The organism is Lichenihabitans sp. PAMC28606 (assembly GCF_020616535.1).
In the GTDB taxonomy this organism is placed as follows: domain Bacteria; phylum Pseudomonadota; class Alphaproteobacteria; order Rhizobiales; family Beijerinckiaceae; genus Lichenihabitans; species Lichenihabitans psoromatis.
The window spans coordinates 3,103,938-3,126,844 of sequence record NZ_CP085136.1; the positions used below are offsets into that span (position 1 = coordinate 3,103,938).

The window sequence follows — 22,907 nt, forward strand, 5'->3', positions numbered from 1 at the left end:
CCTTTTAAAAGATGGCGCGGAACTGAGACGCGGCGGCTTCGGCGAAGGCCGCGTCGTTGATGTGGTGCGGAACGCGGATCAAACGGCGGTCGTCGGTCTGCCGCACCGTTTCCTCGAGCGCCGCGAATAGAGCCGCATCCGCCTCCGGGTCATGGAACGGAAGGCCAGGGGCATCGAGCGCCGAAACGCCGCCCTCCGGCAGAAGAAAACGGACCGGGCCGTCGCAGCGGTTCAGCTTCTCGCCGATCCAAAGCCCCATCCGCCTATTCTCCTCGCCGGTGGTCCGCATCAGCGTCACCGACGCATTGTGCTCGTAGAATTTGCGGTCGCGGAACGCCGACGGAACGCTCGAACGCGCGCCGAAATTGACCATGTCGAGCGCCCCACAGGAGCCCACATAGGGAAGCCTGCTCGTCGCGACGGCGTCGAAGCGCTCCTCTGTGCAGGGGAAGACGCCACCCATCAGGAGATCGCAGACCTCGGTGGTGGTGAGATCGAGAAGACCGCTGACCAGTCGCGACGCCGCGAGCTTCTCCATCGATTGACCGCCCGTCCCGGTCGCGTGAAACACGAGGCAATCGAAGTCGCGGTCGAGGAGGCCGACCACCTGGGTGATGCAACTCGTCGTGACCCCGAACATCGTCAAGCCGATCGCCGGCTTGTCTGACGTTTCGAGCGGAATGGGATTGCGCGCCATGCCGACGATCGCGTGGGCGGCATTGCCAAGGATGACGCGAGAGATCCGGTTCAGTCCAGCGATGTCGGTCACCGAATACATCATGGTGACGTCGCTCGGCCCAACGTAACCCGCGACATTGCTCGACGCGACGGTCGACACCATCAGTTTCGGCGTGCCGATCGGCAAGGCGCGCATCGCGGCCGTCACCAGCGTCGTTCCACCCGAACCACCGAGGCCGATCAGACCCGCCACATCGTCCCGCGCCATCATGAAATGCTGAAACGCGACCGTCATGCCGTTCACCGACGATCCGCGATCCGCCGTGAACACGGCCTGCGGCCCATCGGGGTGATGGCTCGCGACCTCGGCGGCTGCGACGTCGGCATCGGTGCCGGACTCCCTCGTCGAGAGATCGACGAGGCAGGTCCGCAGACCCTCTTGGGCGATGATGTCGCGGACATAGCGCAGTTCAGGGCCCTTGGTGTCGCAGGTTCCAGCGACGTAAACGCATCCGTCCCTCATCGTCATACTCCCTTTACGCCGGGTTCAGTTCGCATGGGGCCCGACCAAGAGGGGGCGCAAGGCAGCGCGGCTTTGATGTGGTGCGAGCGCATCCTTGTCGATCGGACGAGGCATCCGCACCAGAGCGCGCCTGTCGCGGTGTCGACGAGCTTGTGACCACCGACGACATCTGTCGATTTGGTGCCTCTCATGCGTTTCGCTCCCGCTATCTTGTTTATAGCGGTTCGACCGACAGAGCTATCTCGATCGATGGCTCGTCGATCCGTCGGATCAACGCGGTCGCGGCGAGGATGCCAAGTCCTTCTCGAGAACGACAAAGCTGAGATCGTCGCGCTGTGGTGTGCCGAAGCGATCGTCGCCGTAGGGAAACGGATTCGTCTCGCCGGTCTGAACATAGCCGCGACGCCTATACCACGCGATCAGCGCCTCCCGGATATTCACGACCGTCATCCGGACGCGTGTTCCAGCGTGGTCGCGGACCCATTGTTCCGCCGACGACAGAAGAACGTGACCGAACCCGCCGTTCTGTCGCTGCGGGTCGACCGTCAAGGAGCCGAGATACCAAGCTCCGTCGCCGAGCGGCTCCAGCCACACGCAACCGATCAGCGTGCCGTCGCTTCGATCAAGCCACGTCAACAACGACGCATCGGGCTTCTCGGCGATTTCGGCGCGCAAGAGCGGCTCCGTGATCCGGCTGCCTGTAATATAGCCGGCCTCCGTGTTCCAACCCGACGAGGCGCCCGACCCGCGATAAGCGCGGTTCATCAGCGCGACGATGCCGGCGACGTCGGCGTCTTTGGCCGGGACGAGGTCGGCGGCCGCGAGCGAGGCGGCGCGCTCGGCGAGCGAGCGGTCCGCCATCGCCCGTTCGATCGCGTCGATTTGGTCCAGCAGCGAGCCCGATAAGGGCGCGACCACTTGCCGAACGGCGGCCTCCACCTGAGGCCAGACCAGCGCCCGCGAGCGGTCGATCGTCCGCGCTCCGAGATCGGTGAGCGACGCGATCCTGCTACGCCCGTCGGCGCGCGATCGATCAACCTGCACGAGAGCCGAGGTGACGAGCTTGCCGATCGCTCGTGTGGTCGCTGGCTGGCTCAGACCGAGGCCGTGCGCGAGGTCGCCGATCGATTGGGGCCCATGGTCGGCCAGAATCGCGAGAAGGGGATATTTGCCGGGCGGGATCGCCAATCCGGCGCGGTCCGACACGCGACTGACATCCTCCTGCATCTGCTCGGCGAGCCGCTTCAACCGACTGCCGAGAAAGAGATAGCCGTGCTCGGCGATGTAATCCGTCATGGATCTGGCCTCTATTCATACCCAGGTATGAATAGAGGCCAGACCGGCGTCTGTCTACGCGTGTTCGGTGTCACGGCTGTCGTCCGGTGCTGACAAGCAAGCGCCCAAGTAAGACGACGTCGCACATATCCTGGCCCGTCGCGGCTTCGCCGAAGGACAGCTTGCCGATCGTGCGCCCGATCAATCGTCGAGACCGCGTGGCGGCATGGCTCGAGCGTGCGGCGTCAAACCTGCGTCGCAGCACCGTCCGGGCGAGCGATGGCACGCGTCTCGGCACCGACCGGCACGCGGTCGACGACATGACGCGGCGTCGACGTCATCGACCGCATCGTCCATCGCCCGAGGCGAACCACGAAGCGGAGCCAGCGCTGCAAGGCCCAATAAAGACTGGGGTCGGTCGAAATCCTCCGGAGCGCGAAAGCTTTCTCGATCGCCACGGTGTCGGAAGCGGTCTTGATCGGATCGGCGTAGAAGGCCGCGATCTTATCGACGACCATGCCCGGCGACGCCAGCCATTCAGGGATGTAGCGGTTGCAGAGTTGGCTGACGTCGTTGAACACCTTCAACGTGCCGGTGCCGGTCGCGGGGCAAGGCGTCGCGAAGGCGTCGCCGATCATCACGACCCCGGGCTGCTCGACATGTCGCATCCGGTAGAGGTCCGTCGGTCGGACCTTTATCGGACCCTGGACGACCGTTTCACCGATCAGGCGGGCGAGGCCCGGCAGAAGACGTCGGAGTGCCGCGTCCGGATCGGTTCTGAAGGCCGCCACGAGCGGGCTCTTGAGCGGCTGATAAAGGAACAGGTTGGCCCGCAGCGTGCTGCCGATGTGGAACAGCGTAATATAGGCAACGCGGTTGCCGATCCCCTCGGGGTTATATTGCAGGGCCGGAAAGGCGAAATCGGCGCCATCGACACGCTTGAGATCGAAGCCGATCGTGATGGAGTGGCAGGGGCTGACGAGCTCGCGTTCGACCCCCAAGGATTCGCGTAAGCTCCAATTGAGGCCCGTCGCCAGGATCACGAGCCGCGTCTCGATCGTGTCGCCATTCGAAAGCTGGATCGTCTGTCGATCGGGGCTGGTCTGAAAGCCGGTCGCCCAGCATCGCACGATCGGGACTGTTGCAGGGATTTGCCGCCTCATGGAACCGACGAGACCCTCGTAGGCCATGGCATATTGGGTGAACGGCATCTTGTCGACGAGGCGGCCGAAGCGCGCGATCCAGAGCATGTCGGTGCGGGTCGCCGATTCGATAACGTGATCGGCGAGGCCCGTCTCGGCGAGCAGGTCGATGTGACCATGCTCGAGCTTCTCGCAGCGAAAGTCGGTCGGGACAACCTCGTGCGGGTCGACGACGATCACATCGCGTCCTGCCCGGCCAAGCAGGGCGGCCGCCATCGATCCCGCAAGGCCGCCCCCCACGATTGTGATATCGGTCTTCACGTCGGCACCTTGTCGTAAGAGCAACGAAATTACGCGGCGACGCTATTGAGTTCTCTCACGCCTGGATGATCGCCCAGGCCGGTCACATGGCCGCCATGACGCGCGTCGTCGCCGCCCTCCGCGGACGGGGCCGCGAGGCGTCCGAGGCCGACATGCTCGAGCCCGAACCGCGCGAGCGCCGGCCCATCGAGACAATTTCGGAGGTCGAAGACGACGGGCCGGTTCATCCGCAGCGCCAGCGCTTCCCAGTCGAGGGCGCGGAATTCCGGCCACTCCGTCGCCACCACGATGGCATCAGCTCCCGCAACGGCTTGCCCGGCACTCTCGGCGCAGGTCAACCCCGCCAGATGACGATATTGATCGTGACTGCCCGAGGGATCGTGGACCGCGACATCGGCGCCAGCGTCGATGAGATCGCCGATCATCGAAAGAGCCGGCGACTCACGGGTGTCGTCCGTCCCGGCTTTGAAGCTGAGACCGAGAACCCCGATCCGCAACTGGCGGACGTCGCCACCGAAAAAGGCGATAATCTTTTCGGATGTGAAACGCTTCTGGCGTTCGTTCGACGCGATGACGGCTTCGGCGATCGGCATCGCCATGGCCATGGATGCTGCCAGCCCCACAAGGGCGCGAAGATCCTTGGGAAAGCATGAGCCGCCGAATCCTGGCCCGGCTCGCAATCCTGCCATACCGATGCGCTGATCGAGCCCGATTCCGACCGCCAGTTCCTCGACGTCAGCACCGCTCCGCTCGCACAGCCGCGAGAATTCGTTGATGAGCCCGATCTTCGTCGCGAGAAAGATGTTCGAGGCATATTTAATCAGCTCGGACGTTTCGACCGACGACACCTCGAAAAGACGCGATCCCCGACGCGTCAGGGGCGCGAACAGATCGCGCATCATCGTCAAGGCTTCGGCGGACCGCGATCCGACGACAATGCGATCGGGTTCCATGAAGTCGCCGACGGCCGAGCCCTCGCGAAGGAACTCGGGGTTAGAGACGACAGCGAATTCGTCCGATGAGAGGTGACGCGCGATCACCGCCTCGATCGTGCGGTTGGTCCCGACCGGCACGGTCGACTTGATCACGAACGCCACGAAGCCGCGCAAGCCCGAGGACCGTCGGCTCCTGGCCGCCGATTCGACCGCCGCGAGCAGCGGGCCGAGTTCGGCCGTCGCTCCATCCCGTCCCGTCGGCGTTCCGACCGCGATCATCAGCACGAGCGACGGCGACGCCATAGCGCTCGCGAGATCCGTCGTAAAATGCAGACGATGGGCAGCCGCATTGGACGCGACAAGATTTTCGAGGCCGGGCTCGTAGATCGGGATCCGACCATCCCGCAGCAGGTCGATTTTGCGACTGTCGGAATCGACGCAGATCACGTCATGCCCGATCTCAGCCAGGCATGTGCCGCTCACCAGCCCGACATATCCCGTCCCGACGACACAGACTTTCATCATGGTTTGGCTCCGATTCGTATCGCGAGAGGGAGACCGCGGACGCGCGATCCTTGAAGTCAGCGTGCGCCTTTGCCGAAGACCACGGCCGGCATTGTGTGAAGCAGGATGTAGAGATCGAACCAGATCGACCAATTGCGCACGTAGAACGTGTCGGCGTTCTTTTGGATCTCGAGAGTGCTGTCGCTGCGACAGGTGATCTGCCAATAGCCGGTGAGACCGGGCGTGACGCTCGAGCGTAAAGCGCGAAACGGTTCGTCGAAGCCCGCAAGATGATAGGCCGGAAACGGGCGCGGCCCGACGAGGCTCATGTCGCCGCGGACGATGTTCCACAATTGCGGGAGTTCATCGAGGCTGGTCCGGCGAATGAACTGGCCGAGGCCCGGCAGGATTCGGGGATCGCGGCTCAGTTTAAAGCTCCGCTCCCACTCGGCCCGCGCCACGGGATCGCTGGCGAGATGCTGCTCGAGCCGGCTTTCGGCATCCTTGAACATGCTGCGGACCTTCCAGACCCGCACGATGCGACCGCCCAGCCCGATCCGGGCCTGTGCGTAGAACGGGTTGTGTCGGTCCACGCACCAGACCGCCGCGGCCGTCGCCGCGACGATCGGGAGAGCGCTGAGCAACATGATCGTCCCGATCAGGAGATCCATCGCCCGCTTGACCACCAGATTGCGAGCCAGAAGCGAGCGCCGAATCTCGATACCGATCGCGCTTCCGATCATCCGACTATTCAACCAGAGCGTCTGCATATCGCCCGCGTCGCGGGCGATAATGACCGACGCGAAATTCAGGCTTTCGGCCCGCTGTGCATCGAGGTGACCATCCCCCGATGATAAAAGCACAGCAAGTTCGGCCGGTTGGTCCGCGAAGCCGGCGGGGTTGCGGAGGCGCGGATCGTCGAACGCCGCGCGCGCCAGAACACGCATCCCGAGTGCCGGGGCGGTCTCGAGCATCGCCGCAAGCGTTCGCGTCTGTCCCGTATCTCCCACCAGGACGACACGGGCCTGCCAAATATCGAACCGGGTCAGGATCATTTGGGCTAACCCGCTCGCGATCGAACCGAGCACCACCACCAGCACCACGAGCGTCGCCCACCCGGCGACCTGCGCGAGCAGGCTTAGGGACCGCCCGAGCGTGAGGTCGACGACGATGGCAAACACGAAAGCCGACAGGACCCGAAGCCGAAAGATTTCGACGGGATTGGAGCGCGACGTCTCGTAAAGACCGAGCAGCAGGCTCAAGCAAATCAAAAAAGCCGCCGGGGTCAGGAGGGCGGCCATGCCGACCGGCGTTGTGTTACCGAGGCCAAAGAGGCGAAACAGGCCAGTTTCGAGCGCGACGGCCGCGATAGCGGCCACGCCGTCGCCGATAGCCAATACGGAAACGACCGTCAGGCGACGATAACTGATCGAGGGAAAGTGACGGAGGCTCGGACTCGCGGCAGTGTAGGAACGAGCGTCCAAATGCCCAAGCCCGGCCCTCACTTCGACTTCCGACATTACCAATCTCCAAACACGGCATGCGTCGATGCGGGCGCGCGGCGTGCCGTCCGTCGTCGAAAGTCGGATTCTGCGGTCGTGTCGACAGCGGTTCAGTGCGAGCGATACGGTCTGAACAGACAGCGTCTTTTCGGAATGAGCCCGGCGTCCGGAGACGCCAACCCGCGCTCTTCGGCTACAGTCGTCGGGGGACCGATGCTCCGTGGTTGGGCTCCGATCCGAGCGAAGCGGCCCTGCGCCGAGAACACGACGCCAGCGCAGGGCCGGTGATCACCGACGCATCATCGGGTCGCAAGAACCCGATGACCTCGTGATCAGCGCGAAGGGGCCGCGACGGCCGCGAGAGGGTAGGCCGACTGTGCCGAACCCTTGTCGAGCGCGCTGAGTTGCTCCGCAATCCATGTGTAGGTCGGCACGATGCCGGTCCTCAAATCGATCTTTGGCTCCCACCCGAGGACATCACGCAGTCGCGTATTATCGCTATTGCGACCCCGCACGCCCTGCGGACGTGTTGTATCGTGGCTCTTGCGGATGCGCTTGCCAGCCGCTTCGGCGACGATGTCGACGAGCTGGTTGATGGTGACGAGCTCATCGGTGCCGAGATTGAGCGGCAGCGAATAGTCGGACTTCATGATCCGGACCAGCCCTTCGACGCAATCGTCGATATACATGAACGAGCGCGTCTGCTCGCCATCGCCCCAGATGTCGATCATGTCGCCGTCGAGAACCTTGGCGATCTTGCGGGAGATCGCGGCCGGAGCCTTCTCGCGGCCACCGTCGTAGGTGCCGAGCGGGCCATAGACATTGTGGAACCGCACGACCCTCGTGGCCATGCCGAAATCTTCGGTGAAATATTGGCAAAGCTTCTCAGTATAGAGCTTCTCGAGACCATAGCCCTCTTCCGGAGCGGCCGGGAATGCGTCTTCTTCCTTCAGAGCGACGACATTGGCGTCGTGTTGCAGGAACTGCGGGTAAACGCAGGCCGAGGACGAATAGAGGAACCGAGAGACGCCCGCCTTATGGGCCGCGTCGACCATGCCAACGTCGATCAGCGTGTTGTTTAGGGTAATTTCGGCATGCGATTGGCTGATATAGCCGATTCCGCCCATATCGGCCGCGAGATGGTAGACCTCATCCATCCCCTCGACCGCCGCCGCGCAATTCACGCGATCACGCAGATCGACCTGCATGAACTCGTCGGCATGTGTGGCTTCATATTCGGGTTGCTTGATGTCGGCTGCACGGACCCAGCATCCCATTTCCTTCAGGCGTGTCGTCAGGTGATGAGCGATAAACCCACCCGCGCCTGTGACCAAAATTTTCTTCCTCGAGCTTGCAATCGACATCGGGGCTAACCTTTCGTTAACGTCTCGCTAACTTTGCTGGAGTCGCGCCGTGATTGAAGCCCTTCAGAGGGAGTAGCCCTCTTTCTCCGTTCAGTCCTTTTCATGACAGAATTTCATCTGCGACAATTCAGTCTTGGAACTAAAAGGGAGGTTTGGATGAAAGTATTCCGTATCTTTCGAGAGAACCGTGATTGGTGCCTCGCCAGATGTTGTTTACGAGAGCTGACGATGGAGCGCTCTGGCTGGCGCCTCTGATGGATCGCCGGCCGCATCATTGACGAAGAAGGATGTCGCGGGATTGAGAGGCGCGACTGCACAGGCGGTCATCCGGCTCGGAAAAAGCGTCATGGATGACAGGGTGGTGCCGCGTGGCACCGGTCGCGCGGATTATCGTCGATGTCGCGCCTGCCCTCCCGCTTGCGCGCGATAGACGTCGTCATCTGTCAATATGAAGCTGTCTGCTGACCATCTCGTCGCCAAAAGCGTCGAGCATCAGCCAGCCGTCTCGCGATGCTCGAGATTGCCGACCGGGCGTTGAACGTTGTCCGATCTCAGGCGGATGACGGTGTAGACGATCAGCACGCTCGAGCGGATCGCGAAGGCCGCGAGAAGTGCGAGACACGCGCCTTTCAACCCATAGAGACCAACGAGGACCGGTCCGGCGACGGCCATTGCCAGCGTCGCGATGACATCCGCGATAAGCGCATCCCGACCACCGAGAACGCCATGCAGGTAGGCGCAGACCGTACTTCCGACGTAGTAGAACATCGCGCCGATCGCCAGGATGCGAATTGGCCCGACCAGCATCGCCGGGTCGGCCCGTGATCCATAAACAAGAGCCAGAATTTCACTTGGTGCGATCATCAGCAGCGCAACGAAGCCGCCGACGATCGGGAGTCCGGCAGCGATCGAGGGCCATGAGGCGCCCCATGCAGCCCGATAGCCTCCACGCATGGCACGCGACGCCAGTTGAGGCACGACGTTACAGACGCCAAACACGATCGGGTTGACGACGTTGACGAGATTCATGCCGATCTGAAATGCGCCGGCGAGCGATGGCCCGGAGAGAGCAACGAGAAGCCATGGAAGACACATGGTTCTGCCGATGCCGAGGACGTTCGTGGTGAGAGACCAATGTCCGATCGACCAGAAATCCGCCATCATCTGACGGCGCGGCAACAGGCGTGCGCTCCCCAGTGAAAGTTGCGACCACTGGGCCACAGCACCGATCAGCGATGTTGCGGCCATGATCCACAATGCGATCGGCAAAGTCATCCCGATGCGATGAGAGACGAGCGTGAGAACCGCCGCTTGCCCGAAGAAACTGAGAATGTCGCCCGGGATGGCCGAGAGATACCGGAATTCGGTCAGCAGGCCACGTCGCATCAATTCCTGAACCTGGCTCGCCGCCAGCATCGCAAAGGTCGGCAGCAAGAGATTCGGGTCGACCAACCATGCAAAGCCTAAACTCAAAATTGCCGCCATCGGCAGCAGGATCATCGGCGCCAAAGCGATGACCGAGACGATCAAGTTCTTGCGCCCGACCTCATCTTGAGCCGCACCTCGAACCGATAGCGGGTAGAAGATCAGCGAGCCGCAGCCCGCTTGCATCAGAGCCAGTATGCCAATCACGATGGCGAAATGGCCGTAGCTTTCGAGCGGAATCGCTCTGGCCAGGAGGACGTTGAACAGAAATGTCCCGGCGCTGACAATGCCCTGATCCATCAGAGGGATCGCGATTGCCGGGGGACGGAGGGCGCGTCGAGCCCAGCGGCCGAGCGAAGCGGATGCTGTCGTCACCACGGATTCGCCTCGGCTCTCAGATGGGCCACTCGTTCCCGGCAGAGCGCCTCATAGGCCAGCGATAGACCGATGCCGCTGCCAAAGAGCACCCAGAACAGCACGCCGACCATCGGTCCTTCGAGGGCAACGTCGAACGAGCTGTTGATGACGCAGCCGATCCAGTCGCACAAAACGAAGATCAGCATGCGGGACCACAGATCGTCGCCTCTGCGACGCGACAGGTAGATGCTGCGCCCCATCGTCCAGAGCCAGGCCAGCCCGGTTGCGATCCATAAAGCGAGCCCTGGCACTCCGGTTCGGGCCAGGATGGTCATATGCGCGCTATGCGGGCTGCGGAGCGGCGGGCCGACGCCGCCCGTGCCAAGAAAGCCATCGCTTTCGGCCAAGCTGATACCGAAGCCTTTGCCCTTCCAGAAGTAAGGACCATGAATCGTGTAGTCGATGACCTTGTTCCACCACCGCAAACGCCAAGCTTTGGTATCGTCGAGAGTTTTGTCGCTGGAATGGGTGGTCACAAAGATACTGGCCGCATTGTCGACCAATTGCGGCACCGTCACGGTGCGCCGATCCGACTGCATCGGAACTTCGAAATTGGTGACGTAAAGCACGAAGACGATCGGCAGAACGCCAAGCATGAGGAGGAACAAAGCCTTGAATCGCCCGGTCAGGACGGCGGCCAGGAGGAGCGGAACCACCACGGCCAGCATGCCGCCCCGGCTCTGCGCCGACACAACCACGACACCGAGAAACAACATGACGACCCAGGCAAGCGTCGACCGTTTGAGGCCAAGCAGCCCGAAGAGCGCCGCGCCCCCAGCCTGAACCGCGACCTCACCGCCGCGCAAGGCGATAAGAGGCGTGTCCGACCCTGGCCAATGCGGGATCACATTCCCCAGATATTTCTGCGACACGTAGATCACGGCAGCCGCAAAACCATAAATCGTAAAGAAGGTGCCGGCCCAACGCATCGCCTGATCGATGCGGGTGGGTTTCTCGAGGATGAGATTGGCGATGACGAAACCGAAGATCCCGTACATGACGATCACGGTGTCACGCAGGGCGTCGATCTTGTAGATCCCGATGAACGGAATCGTTCGGGCGATCGTCAACACCATCAGCATCGCCAGCAAGATGCTGGGCGGGCTGATGAACACCGCCAAGGATGGGAACGGCAGCAGGAATGTGACCAATCCGGCCAGCAGCATGATTTCGCCAGGGAAGAAGGGGGCGATGCCGGCATAGGCAAAGCCCTTTCCGGTCAGGCCATAGGCAGCGACGCACAGCAGCAACGCGGCGAAATAAATGTCGTGATACCGGCCTTTGGACGGCAGTCTCTCGGCGAGAGCGGGTGCGGGAAGTGTCGAGACAAAGCTCACAAGGTCCCCCGGTTCAAGGTGGCGCGGCTGAACGCGACGTCCGATTGCGAGAGCTCGCGACGACGGGCTGCGAACAGCCGGCCGCCGTCTCCGTTTCCGCCTGCGACGACAAAGCGTGTCACGAACAATCTCCTGCGCAACGAGAGATCAGGCCGGCGCGCTGTTGCGCGCGGCATAGCGACCCGCAAAATAGAGCTGGTCGCGTTTGCCGAGATGGCGATGTGCCGCAAGATCGACGTCGGTCAGCACCACCATCGCGCTCTGGCCCGGGGCCGGCGTCAGTTGCTGGAAAGCGGAGGCGGCCGCTTGTCTTGGGGTTGATCGCCACTGCACAGCGAACAGCACCAGATTGGCCGAGCGGGCGATCAGCAGCGCCTCGGGATCGCTCAGGACGGCCGGAGCTTCGACGATCATGACATCGAAATGCGAGCCAACCTTATCGATCCACGGCTGCAGCCGATCGCGGCATCCGACGATCGCCGAAAGATCGTCCGAGGTGCGGTGGTAAAGCGAGACGGCGCTCCCGGCGATCCGCTCAAGCTCTTGCTGGCCGGCGGCACCGTCCGGTCGACCGACCTCCCGACGCCCTGCATTTTCAACGATCAGAACGCGACGTTGAAGTGCGCCGAGCGCGGTCGCCAGCCCACGCACCAAATCGGTCTTGCCCTCGCCGGGACGCGCGGATGTGACAACGACGACGACGCAGCCATCGCGAGGTTCGGCCAAGCCGCTCGTGATCGCCAGCGCCTTCATGGCATTGAGGTAGATTGGACGGGGTTGCGGCTGATCGGCTTTCGTTCGCCGAGGAAGCATTCCGGCGCAGGCGATCCCGAGGTCGCGCGCGGCTTCTGCGCTTGTCGAAAAACCAGTGTCTCGCAGATGAAGAAGGAACACGAGCAGCAGGCTGGCTCCGAACCCTGCCATGGTGCCGAGGATCCCCACCAGGATCAGGCGGGGGGAGGCCGGTAAGGCGAGCGGCTCGGCGCTGCTGACCAACTGTGCCGCGATCGGCTTCAATTGGGTCAGCGCCTGAGCCTGGCGAAGCGCCTCGCGCAGCCGGTCGAGATTGGCTTGCGCCGTGGTCTCGTCCGCCTCGAGCGATCGCATATGATTGCCGAACATCTGGCTCCCGAGAGCCGCGTTCTTCAGAGCCGCCAACTGTTTGTCGAGCGCGGCCTGGGACGAGCGCATGCTGTCGATGTCGGCTTGGGTGATCCGGATCGCTTCCGCAACCGCATCGACAAGCTGCTGACGGGCCGCCTCGAGTGTCTTCTCGGCTCGGATGTAGAGGGGATGTTTGGTACCGATCATTTGCACCAGACGGGAGGCCTCCTGCCGAGCCGTCACTTCGGCGTCGATCAAGCGCTGCGCGTCGGTCGAGCCCTGCAGGTCGAGGGCCGAAGGGGTCTGCCCCGCCGCCGCCGCCGCCGTCAGGCGCTGCAAGCGCCCTTCGAGCCGCAACTGATCGGCTTGCGCGGCCGACATCTGGCTGACGAGATCACGCATCTGTTGTTCGTTGGCTTGTGGGTTGGCCGTATTGGCCGCGATGACGTCGGCGCGCTGACGGAAAACGCGGATCGCCTCGGCGGCCCGCTCGCGCGCCGTAACGGCTTGGGACACTTGCGTGGCCAGCCAATCGCTGGTGCGACGGGCCGCGTCGACGCTCACCTCGACGCGACTTGCCAGGTATTCGTCGGCGAAGAGATTGGCGATCATGGCGGCCCGGACGGGATCTTTCGCCGCATAAGACACGTGGACCAGATAGGTCTTTCCATCGGTCTTGACCGTCAGGCCTTGCTGCAATGCCACCAGCTTCCGGTCCGTTGCGATCGTTTCGGCGGAGTCGGTCGTCTTGGGCGATGCGATCACGGACTGTGATCCCGCTGCTGTGGGGGACTTTGCCTCGCCTTGGCGTTCGAGCTGCTCCAAAACCCGGCGCGCGACGGCGCGCGACCGCAGGATTTCGGCCTCGCCCTCGACGACCGCGAGGGCATCGACCGTTGCGACGGGTGTGCCGGCAACCGCCCCCGAATCGGTCCCGAATTTGAGCTCGACCAGGGCCTCGCCGACGTAGGTTCGTCCGAGCAAGACGGCCGCCGCGATGGCGGCGAGAGCCACGAGCGCCGTCACGGAGGCGATCAGCAGCTTGCGGCTCCACAACACACGGAAGATGTTGACGAGGTCTGACTCATATTGCGCCCGCAGATCTTGTGGAGGCGAGACAAGACGCGAGAATTCGCGGGGGGACGCCATATTCATGCGCTGTTCCGTACAAAAGGAGCCGGCCGCTGAGCGTCGGCTGGTCAGACAACCTCACGGTCCCGCAAGTTTGAAGCAGAGTGACGTTAGAAGAGAAGACGAGCGTAGGGAGTAGCCCGTCTGGCCGTAAGGAACCTAGGAGGTAGTCTGACTGCTTGTTCTGCCTTTGCTGCACCGATCATGTAGATTGAGGAATAATTTTAGCGGTCGATGATTCGCGATTTACCAAGTCGGCATTTTTAGCAGTTGCGGAATTTTCAATGTACACTCAGCCATTACGCTGTCGTAGCCAGGGGTCGATGGCCGCGGCACGCGTGCGAGAGGGGCGTCCGACCCTGATGGCATTGCACAGCCGCAGGGGCCTGACCCTGGTTCGGCCGAGCGCCGCCAGGACGTTATGCCGGCTGGAGGAGGCGCGCTGCAGGCAGAGTGCTCATGACGCGATCCGACGGTTTCCCCAGTCCGCAGTTCAGTTCCGAACACCAGTCTGCCTTCCCTCCTGCATGACAGAGTGATGATGACCGACGTGCTAAACACCGCCGAGAGGCGCGATTTGGAGTTTGTGTCGCTGACGCTTGATCGCGTCGATCCGTTCGATCGGCCGCGCGCCTCTTTGATCCAAGACCCAGGCGAGATCCTCGACGCTTGGATCGATCTGCATTCTCGCGTGACCTATGCGGCCTTTTATCAGGCGCCGCAGTGGTGTGCCGCCTGGGTGGCAGCCTGTGCGGCGGCCGGCCGGCCGGAAGACGTGCGGATCATCGCGGTCTATGATTTCGGCCGCCTCGTGTTGATCTGGCCGCTGGCGGTGCGTCGTCTGGGTCCTTTTTCGGTTTTGCACGCTCTGGCCGAACCGGCGACGCAATATTGCGATCTGTTGGTCGAACATTCGTCCAAGGCCGCCGATTGGATCGGCATCGCTTGGGCTTTGGTGCTGGCGCAGCCGGGTGTCGACCTCGTTCATCTCCGCAACGTCCGAGAAGGATCGGAGCTGCAGCGCTACGGGGCTCACTGGCTTGACGGGCACCGGGTGGCGACCGGCGTGGCGCCCTATCTCAACCTTTGCGCCTCTGCCGACGGCAGCCGTCGGCAGCGCAGTGGGCGAAGCGTGAACGCTCTTCGCCGCCACCTCAAGCAATTGAGCAAGCGCGGACCCGTCGTGTTCGAGACGGTCCCGCCCAGCGGCCAGATCGCCGCCCTCAAGCTCGCGCTCGCATTGAAGCACGATTGGTCGAAGGCGCGCGGCGTGCGGAGCGCCGGCTATGAACATCCGGCGAACGAAGCCACGCTCCTGACCCTCGCGAGCAGCGGCCATTTTGTCATGCGCCAGATTCGGGTCGGCGGAAAAGTCGCGGCGATCGAGATCGGAGCCACCGAAAAAGGTCACTATTACTCGATGATCCAGAGCTACGACGCATCGTTTTCGGCCCATGGGCCCGGTCGCATCCTGCTTTGGCGGCTGTTCGAGGACGGCGACCCGGAGATTACGACATTCGACTTCCTGCCTCCGGCGCAACCTCACAAGACCGAATGGGCGGCCGAAGCGGTGCCGGTCCACACCTATGGCGTCGCCACGAGCCTGAAGGGTCACCTTGTTCTTGGCTACTTCCAACATCTCAAGCCGCGCCTGAAGGCGCTATACCTCAAAGCCCCGCGATTTCTGCAACAAGTCGCACGTGATCCGCGCCGCGCGTTGCTCGATGCTGCGAATGGTGTGCGAGGCAAGCTCCAGTTTCGCTTCAAGTCTGTTCAACTGACTCTCGACCAGACCGGCGGCGACGGCGACGGCGCGTCGCGGATCGCGGGCGTGCCGCACGGGTCGGTCACCGAGCCGCAAGGCTGAGACCATGGTTCCACCCAACCGATGCACCTACATCCTTTGCACGGTTGGTCGCGAACCAATCGAACTCGACATTTTCAATCATCAGGATCCGTTTAATCATGTCTATCTCACCTACTGGGTCCGAATTTTCCAGTGGATCGAAGCCGCGACTGCTCTCAGTGGTCTGACCTTCTACGTCGTTTGGGACTTTCAACAGATCCCCGATTTGCCCTCTTATGGCGAGCATGTCGTCGCTCTTCTGTTACTCGACGAATATTGTGCGATGCCGCATTATCTCAATCGCGTGCGGTTCGTGTTCAAAAACTATGGATTTTGGCCGTGGCTCAGCCCGACCCTGCGTGGCAAGTCGCTCGTCACGATGCTGAAATTCATAAAAGATGCGGCGAATTGGGCTGGTCATTACGCCCGCGCCGCAACGCGGAATCGACATTTACGACCAGGACCGAACCGGCTCGTGATGCCGCTCGGCTATGCCCGGCAGACCGATGTGCCGGTTCGACGCTTCGACGCGAGACGCTATGTCGTTTCGTTTCTCGGCAGCGTGGAACAGAGGCGATATCGTCCTCTATCGCCACAAGCCTGGCTGGGAACGCCGAAGAGTATCGCGAGGAGCGTGATGGTCGACGGTTTGCAGGCTTTAGCAGCCCGGATGCCGAACCTTGTTTATCTGGGCAGTACCGAATCGTTCGACGACAGTATTTTGTCAGATGGGCACCGCTATTCCGAGCTGATGTCCGAAACGAAGATCTGTCTTGCCCCGCGCGGGTCATCGGTCGAAACATATCGCTTCTTCGAAGCCATGCGACAGGGTTGCGTGATCATCTGCGATCGCCTCCCGCCACACTGGTTCTACGAACAATGTCCGGCGATCCAGATCGACGATTGGCATGATCTCGAAGAAACAGTCGATGGGTTGCTGGCCGATCCGGGCAGCTTTCTCGCCCTCCACCTCAAGACCCTGGAATGGTGGAATGCGATCTGTTCGGAAGAGGCGGTCGCCAAAATCATGGCATCTTGCCTCGATCCTACCTTTGACCGTGCTTCGCCTGCGGCCCGTTAAGGCGATCGACGACCGGATCAGCCGCCGTTTTGCGTGACGACCGTCGAGGTCACATCCTGCCCGAGAGCCTGAAAAGCCGGCAGATCGACGGTTTGCCGACCCCAACCAAAAGAGACTTCGCAGTGAGGCGGCACGACGTAAACATTTCCGCTAAAGAGGTTATGCCCATTCTCGATCATGTGATCATTCGGTGAACCGCGAGCCACGTCGCTTACCGCGCCCATGCGAGCGTCCTTCGACCCGGTGAAACGGACCACATTGGCTTCGATCCGGTTTCCCATGGTCTTGTAGAGCCCTCCATTATCGCGCGGACGGCCCTGGTCGATGAGAGCGATGCCGGTTCCCCCCTCCGACACGACGACGAGATTATGCTCGACCGTCACATCCTGCGAAGCCGCGATCAGAATATTGGCGCCCCAATACCAACTCTGATCGGCGACACCATTGCGTCGCGAGATGTTGTTGCGAATTGTGGCCGCATAGCTGATCTCGTGAAAGATGCCGGCACCATCATTGTCTTCGACGAGGTTGTTGTCATAAAGCGTGTTGCGGCATTCGATGTCGCACCACAGACCCGGGCCATGATTGCGACGGGCCACATTGCGTCGGATCACCAGATTGGTGGTGACGGCCGCCTTTAGACCGCCGCCCTCCCAGCCCGGATCGAAGCCCCTCGTGTTGTTTCCAGAAATTTCGTTGCCGTCGATGAGACCATTCTGCAGCGTCGCGCTGATCCCGAGTTGGCCGTTGTGATCGACGCGGTTGTCGAGGATGCGAGAGCTTGGACCCGTCAGAATGCCGAGCCCGCTATTCTCGCGCACGTCGTTGTGCTGGATGGTCCAACCCGTCGAGCCACGGTTCTGGTCGTCGAAGATCGCCCCGCGTTGCGGCGGGTTTCCATACCGTTGGACCGTGAGATCGGACACAACAACATCGCGGGCATGGTTGCTGAGAAACGCATAGCGTGCCGCCGTCTCGGACATCTGATGGCCGGTCGGATCATCCGCTATCACGACGCGGCCCGCATCGTCGATCAGGAAGCTGCCTGGCTTCAACGCCGCTCGCGTCTCGACACGAACGAGCGCGACATCATCGAGCCAAACGACCTCCGGGTGTTCGCAGAGCGGCACGGAGGTCAGGCATCTTCGGTAGGAGACCTTGGCGAGCGGCTCGAACGGCGGAGCCCTGCTGGGCACCGACCACAGGTTTCCGACCTGCCGAAAGTCGGTGAGCGGCAATGTTCCGTCGAGCACCGCGCCGGCTTCGCCATAAAAGGCTTGGCCGTCCTTCGGCGCGATCGTTTGGGCGCGATAGCGGCCCGCCGCGATGCAGAAGACCGTTCCCGGACCTTGCCGATCGACGACCGCCTGGATCGATTGACCCGGCTCGATCCGGACGGCCGGCGATGGACAATGGATCGGCCGGGGCCCGGCTTGCGAGACATCCGGAGGAACAGGGTCGCTGGGGATCGGTGCGGTATCGGCGCTTCCGACACCCGTGGCGGATGCGAAGAGCAAAGACGCTGTCGCAATGGCGCCAAAACGGGTCGTCGACGCGTGAGTCCACCGCATCGGTCAGCGCTGGCTCAGGAGGTCGTTCCCCATCGCGGTCCGTGCCGGATTATCGGCGCTGCTCGACCGGCCAAACGTCGCGGGCGCAGCATCTTGTGCCGCTGCATTCGGTTCGCTCAGGCGTCCAGGCAAAGCCATGACACCGCCGGATCCGGTGCCGACCTGCAGAATATCGCCGGGGCGAAGCGGTGTGCTCGGGTCGGCGTCAAAGGTTTCCATCACGCCCTTGCGGTAGCGGGAAACCCGCAGCACGAGCGCTTTATTGTCGTCGTCCTTCAGCGCGAAGGGCAAGCGCTCCTTCCGCAGGCGAAGATCCTCGCGCACCAGAGGAAGAGCACTTTCGGTCGTATCGATCGAGAGTTGGACGTTGACGAGGTCGGCCGCGAGCCGATTGCGATAGGCGTTCCCGATATCCTGAAGCTTCAGGTTGGCTTCGGCGAGGGTCGATTTCGCCCGCGCCAGATCACCGATCACGCGCGATAAACTCGACTGAGTTCGGGACCGTTCGCGCTGGAGGTCCTGCACTGGCGAACGCCGCGTCAAACCGTTGACCAAAAGCCCACTGACATCGGCGACTTGGTGGTCGATGATGTCGACCTGCTCCTTTTCGAGCGTCACCTGTTGCTCGAAGGATTGGATATCGACCTCGATCGAATGCATCTGCTGGGTCAAAAGTGCGACTTGGCTCGCCTGAGATTTCACCTCCGCGTCGAAAATCCCTTGCTCCCCCGCGCTCAGACGCTTGATGGTCTCGTCATTTTGCGGATCATTGTTCTGGACCGTGAACGTTGTGGCGTTTTTGACCTGCGCCTCGAGCCGCGCTTTTCGGACACGCTGCGACAGATCCGTCAGGATCAAGGCTCGAAGCCGCTCATCTGTTCGCAGCAATTCGATCCGCTGAGCCGTCTCCTCGCCCGTGATGCGGAGGCTGCCGCCCGCCAAAGCCATCGCGGTTTCAACCGTCATTCCATCGATGAAGGCGTAACGACCGGCCCCGCGCACCTCACCGACGATCGTCAGGGGACGCAACTCGGACAATCTCACATTAATCACGGGGTGTTGCAGGTAGCCATCACTAAACCGGGCCACGAGCTGCGCCTGCAACTCCCGTGACGTGAGCGTGGTGACGTTCAAAGGTCCGAGCAATGGCAGTTCGAGCTCGCCGTTCGGCTCGACCACATAGGTCCCGGAGAGGTCCGGCTGGTCGAACACCGTGATGCCGACCCGGTCGCCCGGCGAAAGATAATAAGGATCGTCTGCCCAGGCCGCCGATGCAACGCCGCCGCTGGTCAGCGCCGCGAGGGCCACCGACATGACGAAACGCCGCGCCGGATGTGGGCCAACGAGGGCTGCCACGCGGCATCGCAAGCTGGAACGAAGCCAGGAAGGTCGCATCATGAGAAAATGCCTTTACGTCATCGGGCGTGTTCGTTGCGTCGCCCCGACTCAAATTAGCGTGGAGTGCCGCGAATCAGCAGGGCAATAACGGGCGCAAGACCAGCCGAACGGGGTACGTCCTTTGCGCTAAACAGCACGAAGCAACATTGGAAAATGGAAAAAAATGAATAAATTCGAGCCGTCTTGGAAATGCAAAATTATCTTCTAACTTGCGATCAGATATAGGAAAATTAAAATGAGGCAATTACGCCGGCTTATTGTGACCTAGGGTAAGTAGTTCCATTTTGGGATATTAAGGTTGCGCTCGCCAAAAAACCCAGTTTACGCTCCCTCATCCGATTAACTGGGATGAATGAATGGCAGTCGCGAGCAACGATGTTTTTGGACCGAGTGCGATCACTAAGCCATCAGGCGCGATCGACTTACCCGTGGGCGCAAACTACCAACAAATCATCGACGATGCCGGACCTGGCGCGACGTTCTGGTTCGCAGGCGGCGTTCACAATCTGACTACTCCGATCGTGCCGCTTGCTGGTCAAACCTTTCTCGGGGCTCCCGGTGCAGTCCTCGACGGCTCACGGACGCTGACGTCCTTTACCGAGCAAAATGGCCTCTACGTCGCGGGTGGCCAGACTCAAGAGGGCATGCGGAACGACACCGCCGTCACAGCCGCCGGCGCTGCGCGAGGCGGCTATCCGGAGACCTTTTTCCTCGACGGCAAGCCCCTGACACCGGTTGCCTCGACAGCCGATGTCAAGAGCGGCACCTTCTACCTCGATTACGATACGAAACAGGTTTATCTTGGTGACAACCCTGCCGGTCACACCGTGCAGGCGGGCATTGCTTCGGCCGCCTTTGCGTCCACGGCCGCCAATGTGACGATCAGCAACCTGACGATCCAGCATTTTGACTCACCAGTGCAGCAGGGCGCGATCCAGGGCGGCCAGAATTGGACGATCAGTAATAACGAGATCGCTTCTAATTACGGTGTTGGCGCGACCGCGCAGGACGGCAGCACCTTCAAGGACAACTATGTCCACGACAATGGCGAGATGGGCCTTGGTGGAAGCGGCGCAAATATCACCGTCGATCATAACGACATCGCGTCGAACGGCGGCTGGGCCGGCATCGACCCCGATTGGGAAGGGGGCGGTGAGAAATTCTCGCAGACCAGCAATCTCTTGGTCGAGAATAATTATTCCCACGACAATCATGGTCCCGGATTGTGGACCGATATCGACAATATCAACACGACCTATTCCGGCAATCTCGTCGTCGACAACGATGGAGCCGGCATCACGCATGAAATTTCCTATGCGGCAAAGATCACCGGCAATACGGTCGAAGGAAATGGGGCCACTCTGAAGGGTGAAGGCAGTCCTTGGGGCGCGCAGATCCAGATTCAGAATTCACAAAATGTCGAGGTCTCCGACAATAAAGTCGATATGTCGGGTGGCCTGAATGGGATCATGTTGATTCAACAGGATCGTGGCTCCGGCGCTTACGGCGAGCACACGACGACCAACAATTCCGTCCACGACAACACGATCGTCAACAGCAGTGGCTCCGGCATGACCGGCGGGTTTGCCGATTACGACAAACAGGGCCTGTTGGACGGCGGCAATAGTTTTGCCAACAACACCTATAACGCGTCGGATACCACCGATAATTGGCGTTGGGGCGACGAGACCGTCGGCGATACATTCGCCCAGTACCAGAAAGATTCGGGACAGGATCAGGGATCGACCATCAGCCCTATTCTTCCGAATACGGCGACATGGCTGTCGGATTGGAATGGCGGCGCGGGCGCACCCACCGATCCCGGCACTGCCGCGTCCACGCCGGCCGTCACAACCACGCCCACTAGTGGCACCTCGACCCCGCTCGCATCCGACCCACAGCCTGTGCTGCAGGATCCGCCGGCCACTTCGAGCACCACCACCACCACCACCCCCGACGCATCATCGGGAGGCGGGACCCCGCCGCTGATCGACCCGAACCAGGGGAGCACGTCGTCCGGAACGGAGACCGCGGGCAGCCCCGGCGATCAAACGTCGGATGGCGGAGCGACGGACCCGAGCGACGGAACGGGAGCGACCGGTGGGGCGATCCACCATCACGGCCATCATGGTCACCATTGGGCGGCTCACGTCGCCGCGCAGGGGTGATTTAGATTGCAACCCTGCCGCGCCGGGTGCCGCAACGGCAGAGCGACCTAAGCCCGACGCGGGACGGCATCGCAAGCGGTGTTGATGGCCGCGGTCGCGGCACATGTCCTGCGCGATCGTAGTGCTCCGTATGGGCGGATTGCTGCACGCGCGAGCAGCCGGAATATGGGCCCCATCGGCAAGTTTGCCTATGGGAAACATCGCAATGTCCAATGTGCTGATAACCGGGGGGGCGGGGTTCATCGGCGCCAACCTGTGCGAACGCCTGCTTCGCAATGGCGACACCGTCACCTGTCTCGACAATTTTTCGACGTCCAACCGGGAGAATGTCGCGCATCTCCTTGGCGACCCGAACTTTACCTTGATGATCGGCGATGTCCGATCGACGATCCGGGTTGACGCAGACACGATCTACAATCTCGCCTGTCCTGCGTCGCCGCCGAAATATCAAATCGACCCGGTCTATACGACCGAAACCTGCGTGCTTGGCGCCATCAATGTGTTGGAACTGGCGCGGCGAACCGGCGCGCGGATCTTTCACGCCTCGACCAGCGAAGTCTATGGCGAGCCGCAATGCTCCCCGCAGCCGGAGACTTACCGCGGCAACGTCAATCCATGGGGGCCACGCGCCTGCTACGACGAGGGCAAGCGCTGCGCCGAAGCGCTGTTTTACGATTACAGCACGAAGTATAACGTCGATGTGAGGGTCGCACGGATCTTCAACACCTATGGCCCGCGCATGCACCCGGACGATGGTCGCGTCGTCTCGAATTTCATCGTTCAGGCGCTCGGTGGCCGGCCACTGACCATCTACGGGGATGGCATGCAGACCCGGTCGCTTTGTTATGTCGACGATCTTTTGTCGGGCTTCGAGGCCTTGATGAGCGGCCCTTCCGTTCCGCATCCGGTCAACCTCGGAAACCCACACGAATTGACGATCCTCGAGATCGCCGAATTGGTGATCGACCTCGTGGGGCGCCCCGCCACGATCAGGCGCCTCCCGCTTCCGCAGGACGATCCGACTCAACGCTGCCCCGATATCGGCGTCGCCCGCTCTCTTCTTGGCTGGGAGCCGCGCGTAGCGGTGGAAGATGGTCTGCGGCGGACCGTCACCTATTTTGCCGGGCAGCTCGCAGCGTCTCAACCCCGGCGTGATCGCATCGCCGAAGCAGCGGAGTGATGCGC

15 protein-coding genes are annotated in these 22,907 nt (G+C 61.9%); 4 read left to right on the forward strand and 11 right to left on the reverse strand.

Going from position 1 to position 22,907, the window contains the following annotated elements:
- Positions 1 to 4 precede the first annotated feature (4 nt).
- The 9 genes from LGH83_RS14650 to LGH83_RS14690 all read right to left on the reverse strand — a co-directional run bounded on the left by LGH83_RS14650 (position 5) and on the right by LGH83_RS14690 (position 13,682).
- A complete protein-coding gene (locus tag LGH83_RS14650) occupies positions 5 to 1,201 on the reverse strand; it encodes a Tm-1-like ATP-binding domain-containing protein (protein ID WP_227399295.1) in 1,197 nt (398 codons plus the stop codon).
- Positions 1,202 to 1,471: 270 nt separating this feature from the next.
- The gene (locus LGH83_RS14655; protein WP_227399296.1) at positions 1,472 to 2,497 is read right to left on the reverse strand and encodes a bifunctional helix-turn-helix transcriptional regulator/GNAT family N-acetyltransferase; all 1,026 of its coding nucleotides are present in this window, start codon (positions 2,495 to 2,497) and stop codon (positions 1,472 to 1,474) included.
- A 224-nt stretch (positions 2,498 to 2,721) separates the two neighbouring features.
- Positions 2,722 to 3,939, reverse strand: a complete 1,218-nt coding sequence (locus tag LGH83_RS14660; RefSeq protein ID WP_227399297.1) for an FAD-dependent oxidoreductase — start codon at positions 3,937 to 3,939, stop codon at positions 2,722 to 2,724.
- 29 nt (positions 3,940 to 3,968) lie between these two features.
- Positions 3,969 to 5,399 carry a UDP-glucose dehydrogenase family protein gene (locus LGH83_RS14665; RefSeq protein ID WP_227399298.1) on the reverse strand — a complete coding sequence of 477 codons (1,431 nt, stop codon included), beginning with the start codon at positions 5,397 to 5,399 and terminating at the stop codon, positions 3,969 to 3,971.
- Between the two features lie 56 nt (positions 5,400 to 5,455).
- Positions 5,456 to 6,898, reverse strand: coding sequence for a sugar transferase (locus LGH83_RS14670; RefSeq protein WP_227399299.1), 1,443 nt, complete (start codon positions 6,896 to 6,898; stop codon positions 5,456 to 5,458).
- A gap of 314 nt (positions 6,899 to 7,212) precedes the next feature.
- Positions 7,213 to 8,244, reverse strand: coding sequence for an NAD-dependent epimerase/dehydratase family protein (locus LGH83_RS14675; RefSeq protein WP_227399300.1), 1,032 nt, complete (start codon positions 8,242 to 8,244; stop codon positions 7,213 to 7,215).
- A gap of 492 nt (positions 8,245 to 8,736) precedes the next feature.
- On the reverse strand, positions 8,737 to 9,969 hold the full coding sequence (locus tag LGH83_RS14680; RefSeq protein WP_227399301.1) for a hypothetical protein: 1,233 nt from the start codon (positions 9,967 to 9,969) through the stop codon (positions 8,737 to 8,739).
- Positions 9,970 to 10,040: 71 nt separating this feature from the next.
- Positions 10,041 to 11,423 (reverse strand): O-antigen ligase family protein, encoded by a 1,383-nt coding sequence (locus tag LGH83_RS14685; protein WP_227399302.1) that lies wholly within the window; start codon positions 11,421 to 11,423, stop codon positions 10,041 to 10,043.
- 147 nt (positions 11,424 to 11,570) lie between these two features.
- The gene (locus tag LGH83_RS14690; protein ID WP_227399303.1) at positions 11,571 to 13,682 is read right to left on the reverse strand and encodes a GumC family protein; all 2,112 of its coding nucleotides are present in this window, start codon (positions 13,680 to 13,682) and stop codon (positions 11,571 to 11,573) included.
- Positions 13,683 to 14,199: 517 nt separating this feature from the next.
- On the opposite strand from LGH83_RS14690, the gene LGH83_RS14695 reads away from it, so the two are divergent.
- Both LGH83_RS14695 and LGH83_RS14700 read left to right on the forward strand, forming a co-directional pair.
- The gene (locus LGH83_RS14695; RefSeq protein WP_227399304.1) at positions 14,200 to 15,525 is read left to right on the forward strand and encodes a GNAT family N-acetyltransferase; all 1,326 of its coding nucleotides are present in this window, start codon (positions 14,200 to 14,202) and stop codon (positions 15,523 to 15,525) included.
- A 4-nt stretch (positions 15,526 to 15,529) separates the two neighbouring features.
- Complete coding sequence (locus LGH83_RS14700; RefSeq protein ID WP_227399305.1) at positions 15,530 to 16,585, forward strand: glycosyltransferase; 1,056 nt, start codon at positions 15,530 to 15,532, stop codon at positions 16,583 to 16,585.
- A gap of 17 nt (positions 16,586 to 16,602) precedes the next feature.
- Here LGH83_RS14700 and LGH83_RS14705 read toward each other — a convergent pair whose 3' ends face one another.
- Both LGH83_RS14705 and LGH83_RS14710 read right to left on the reverse strand, forming a co-directional pair.
- Positions 16,603 to 18,156 (reverse strand): right-handed parallel beta-helix repeat-containing protein, encoded by a 1,554-nt coding sequence (locus tag LGH83_RS14705; RefSeq protein WP_227399306.1) that lies wholly within the window; start codon positions 18,154 to 18,156, stop codon positions 16,603 to 16,605.
- Between the two features lie 3 nt (positions 18,157 to 18,159).
- On the reverse strand, positions 18,160 to 19,512 hold the full coding sequence (locus LGH83_RS14710; RefSeq protein WP_227399307.1) for a polysaccharide biosynthesis/export family protein: 1,353 nt from the start codon (positions 19,510 to 19,512) through the stop codon (positions 18,160 to 18,162).
- Between the two features lie 398 nt (positions 19,513 to 19,910).
- Here LGH83_RS14710 and LGH83_RS14715 point away from each other — a divergent pair, with 398 nt between their 5' ends.
- Positions 19,911 to 21,722: a right-handed parallel beta-helix repeat-containing protein gene (locus tag LGH83_RS14715; protein ID WP_227399308.1), complete on the forward strand. Its 1,812-nt coding sequence runs from the start codon at positions 19,911 to 19,913 to the stop codon at positions 21,720 to 21,722.
- A 190-nt stretch (positions 21,723 to 21,912) separates the two neighbouring features.
- Positions 21,913 to 22,902 (forward strand): UDP-glucuronic acid decarboxylase family protein, encoded by a 990-nt coding sequence (locus LGH83_RS14720; protein WP_413771053.1) that lies wholly within the window; start codon positions 21,913 to 21,915, stop codon positions 22,900 to 22,902.
- Positions 22,903 to 22,907: the final 5 nt, after the last annotated feature.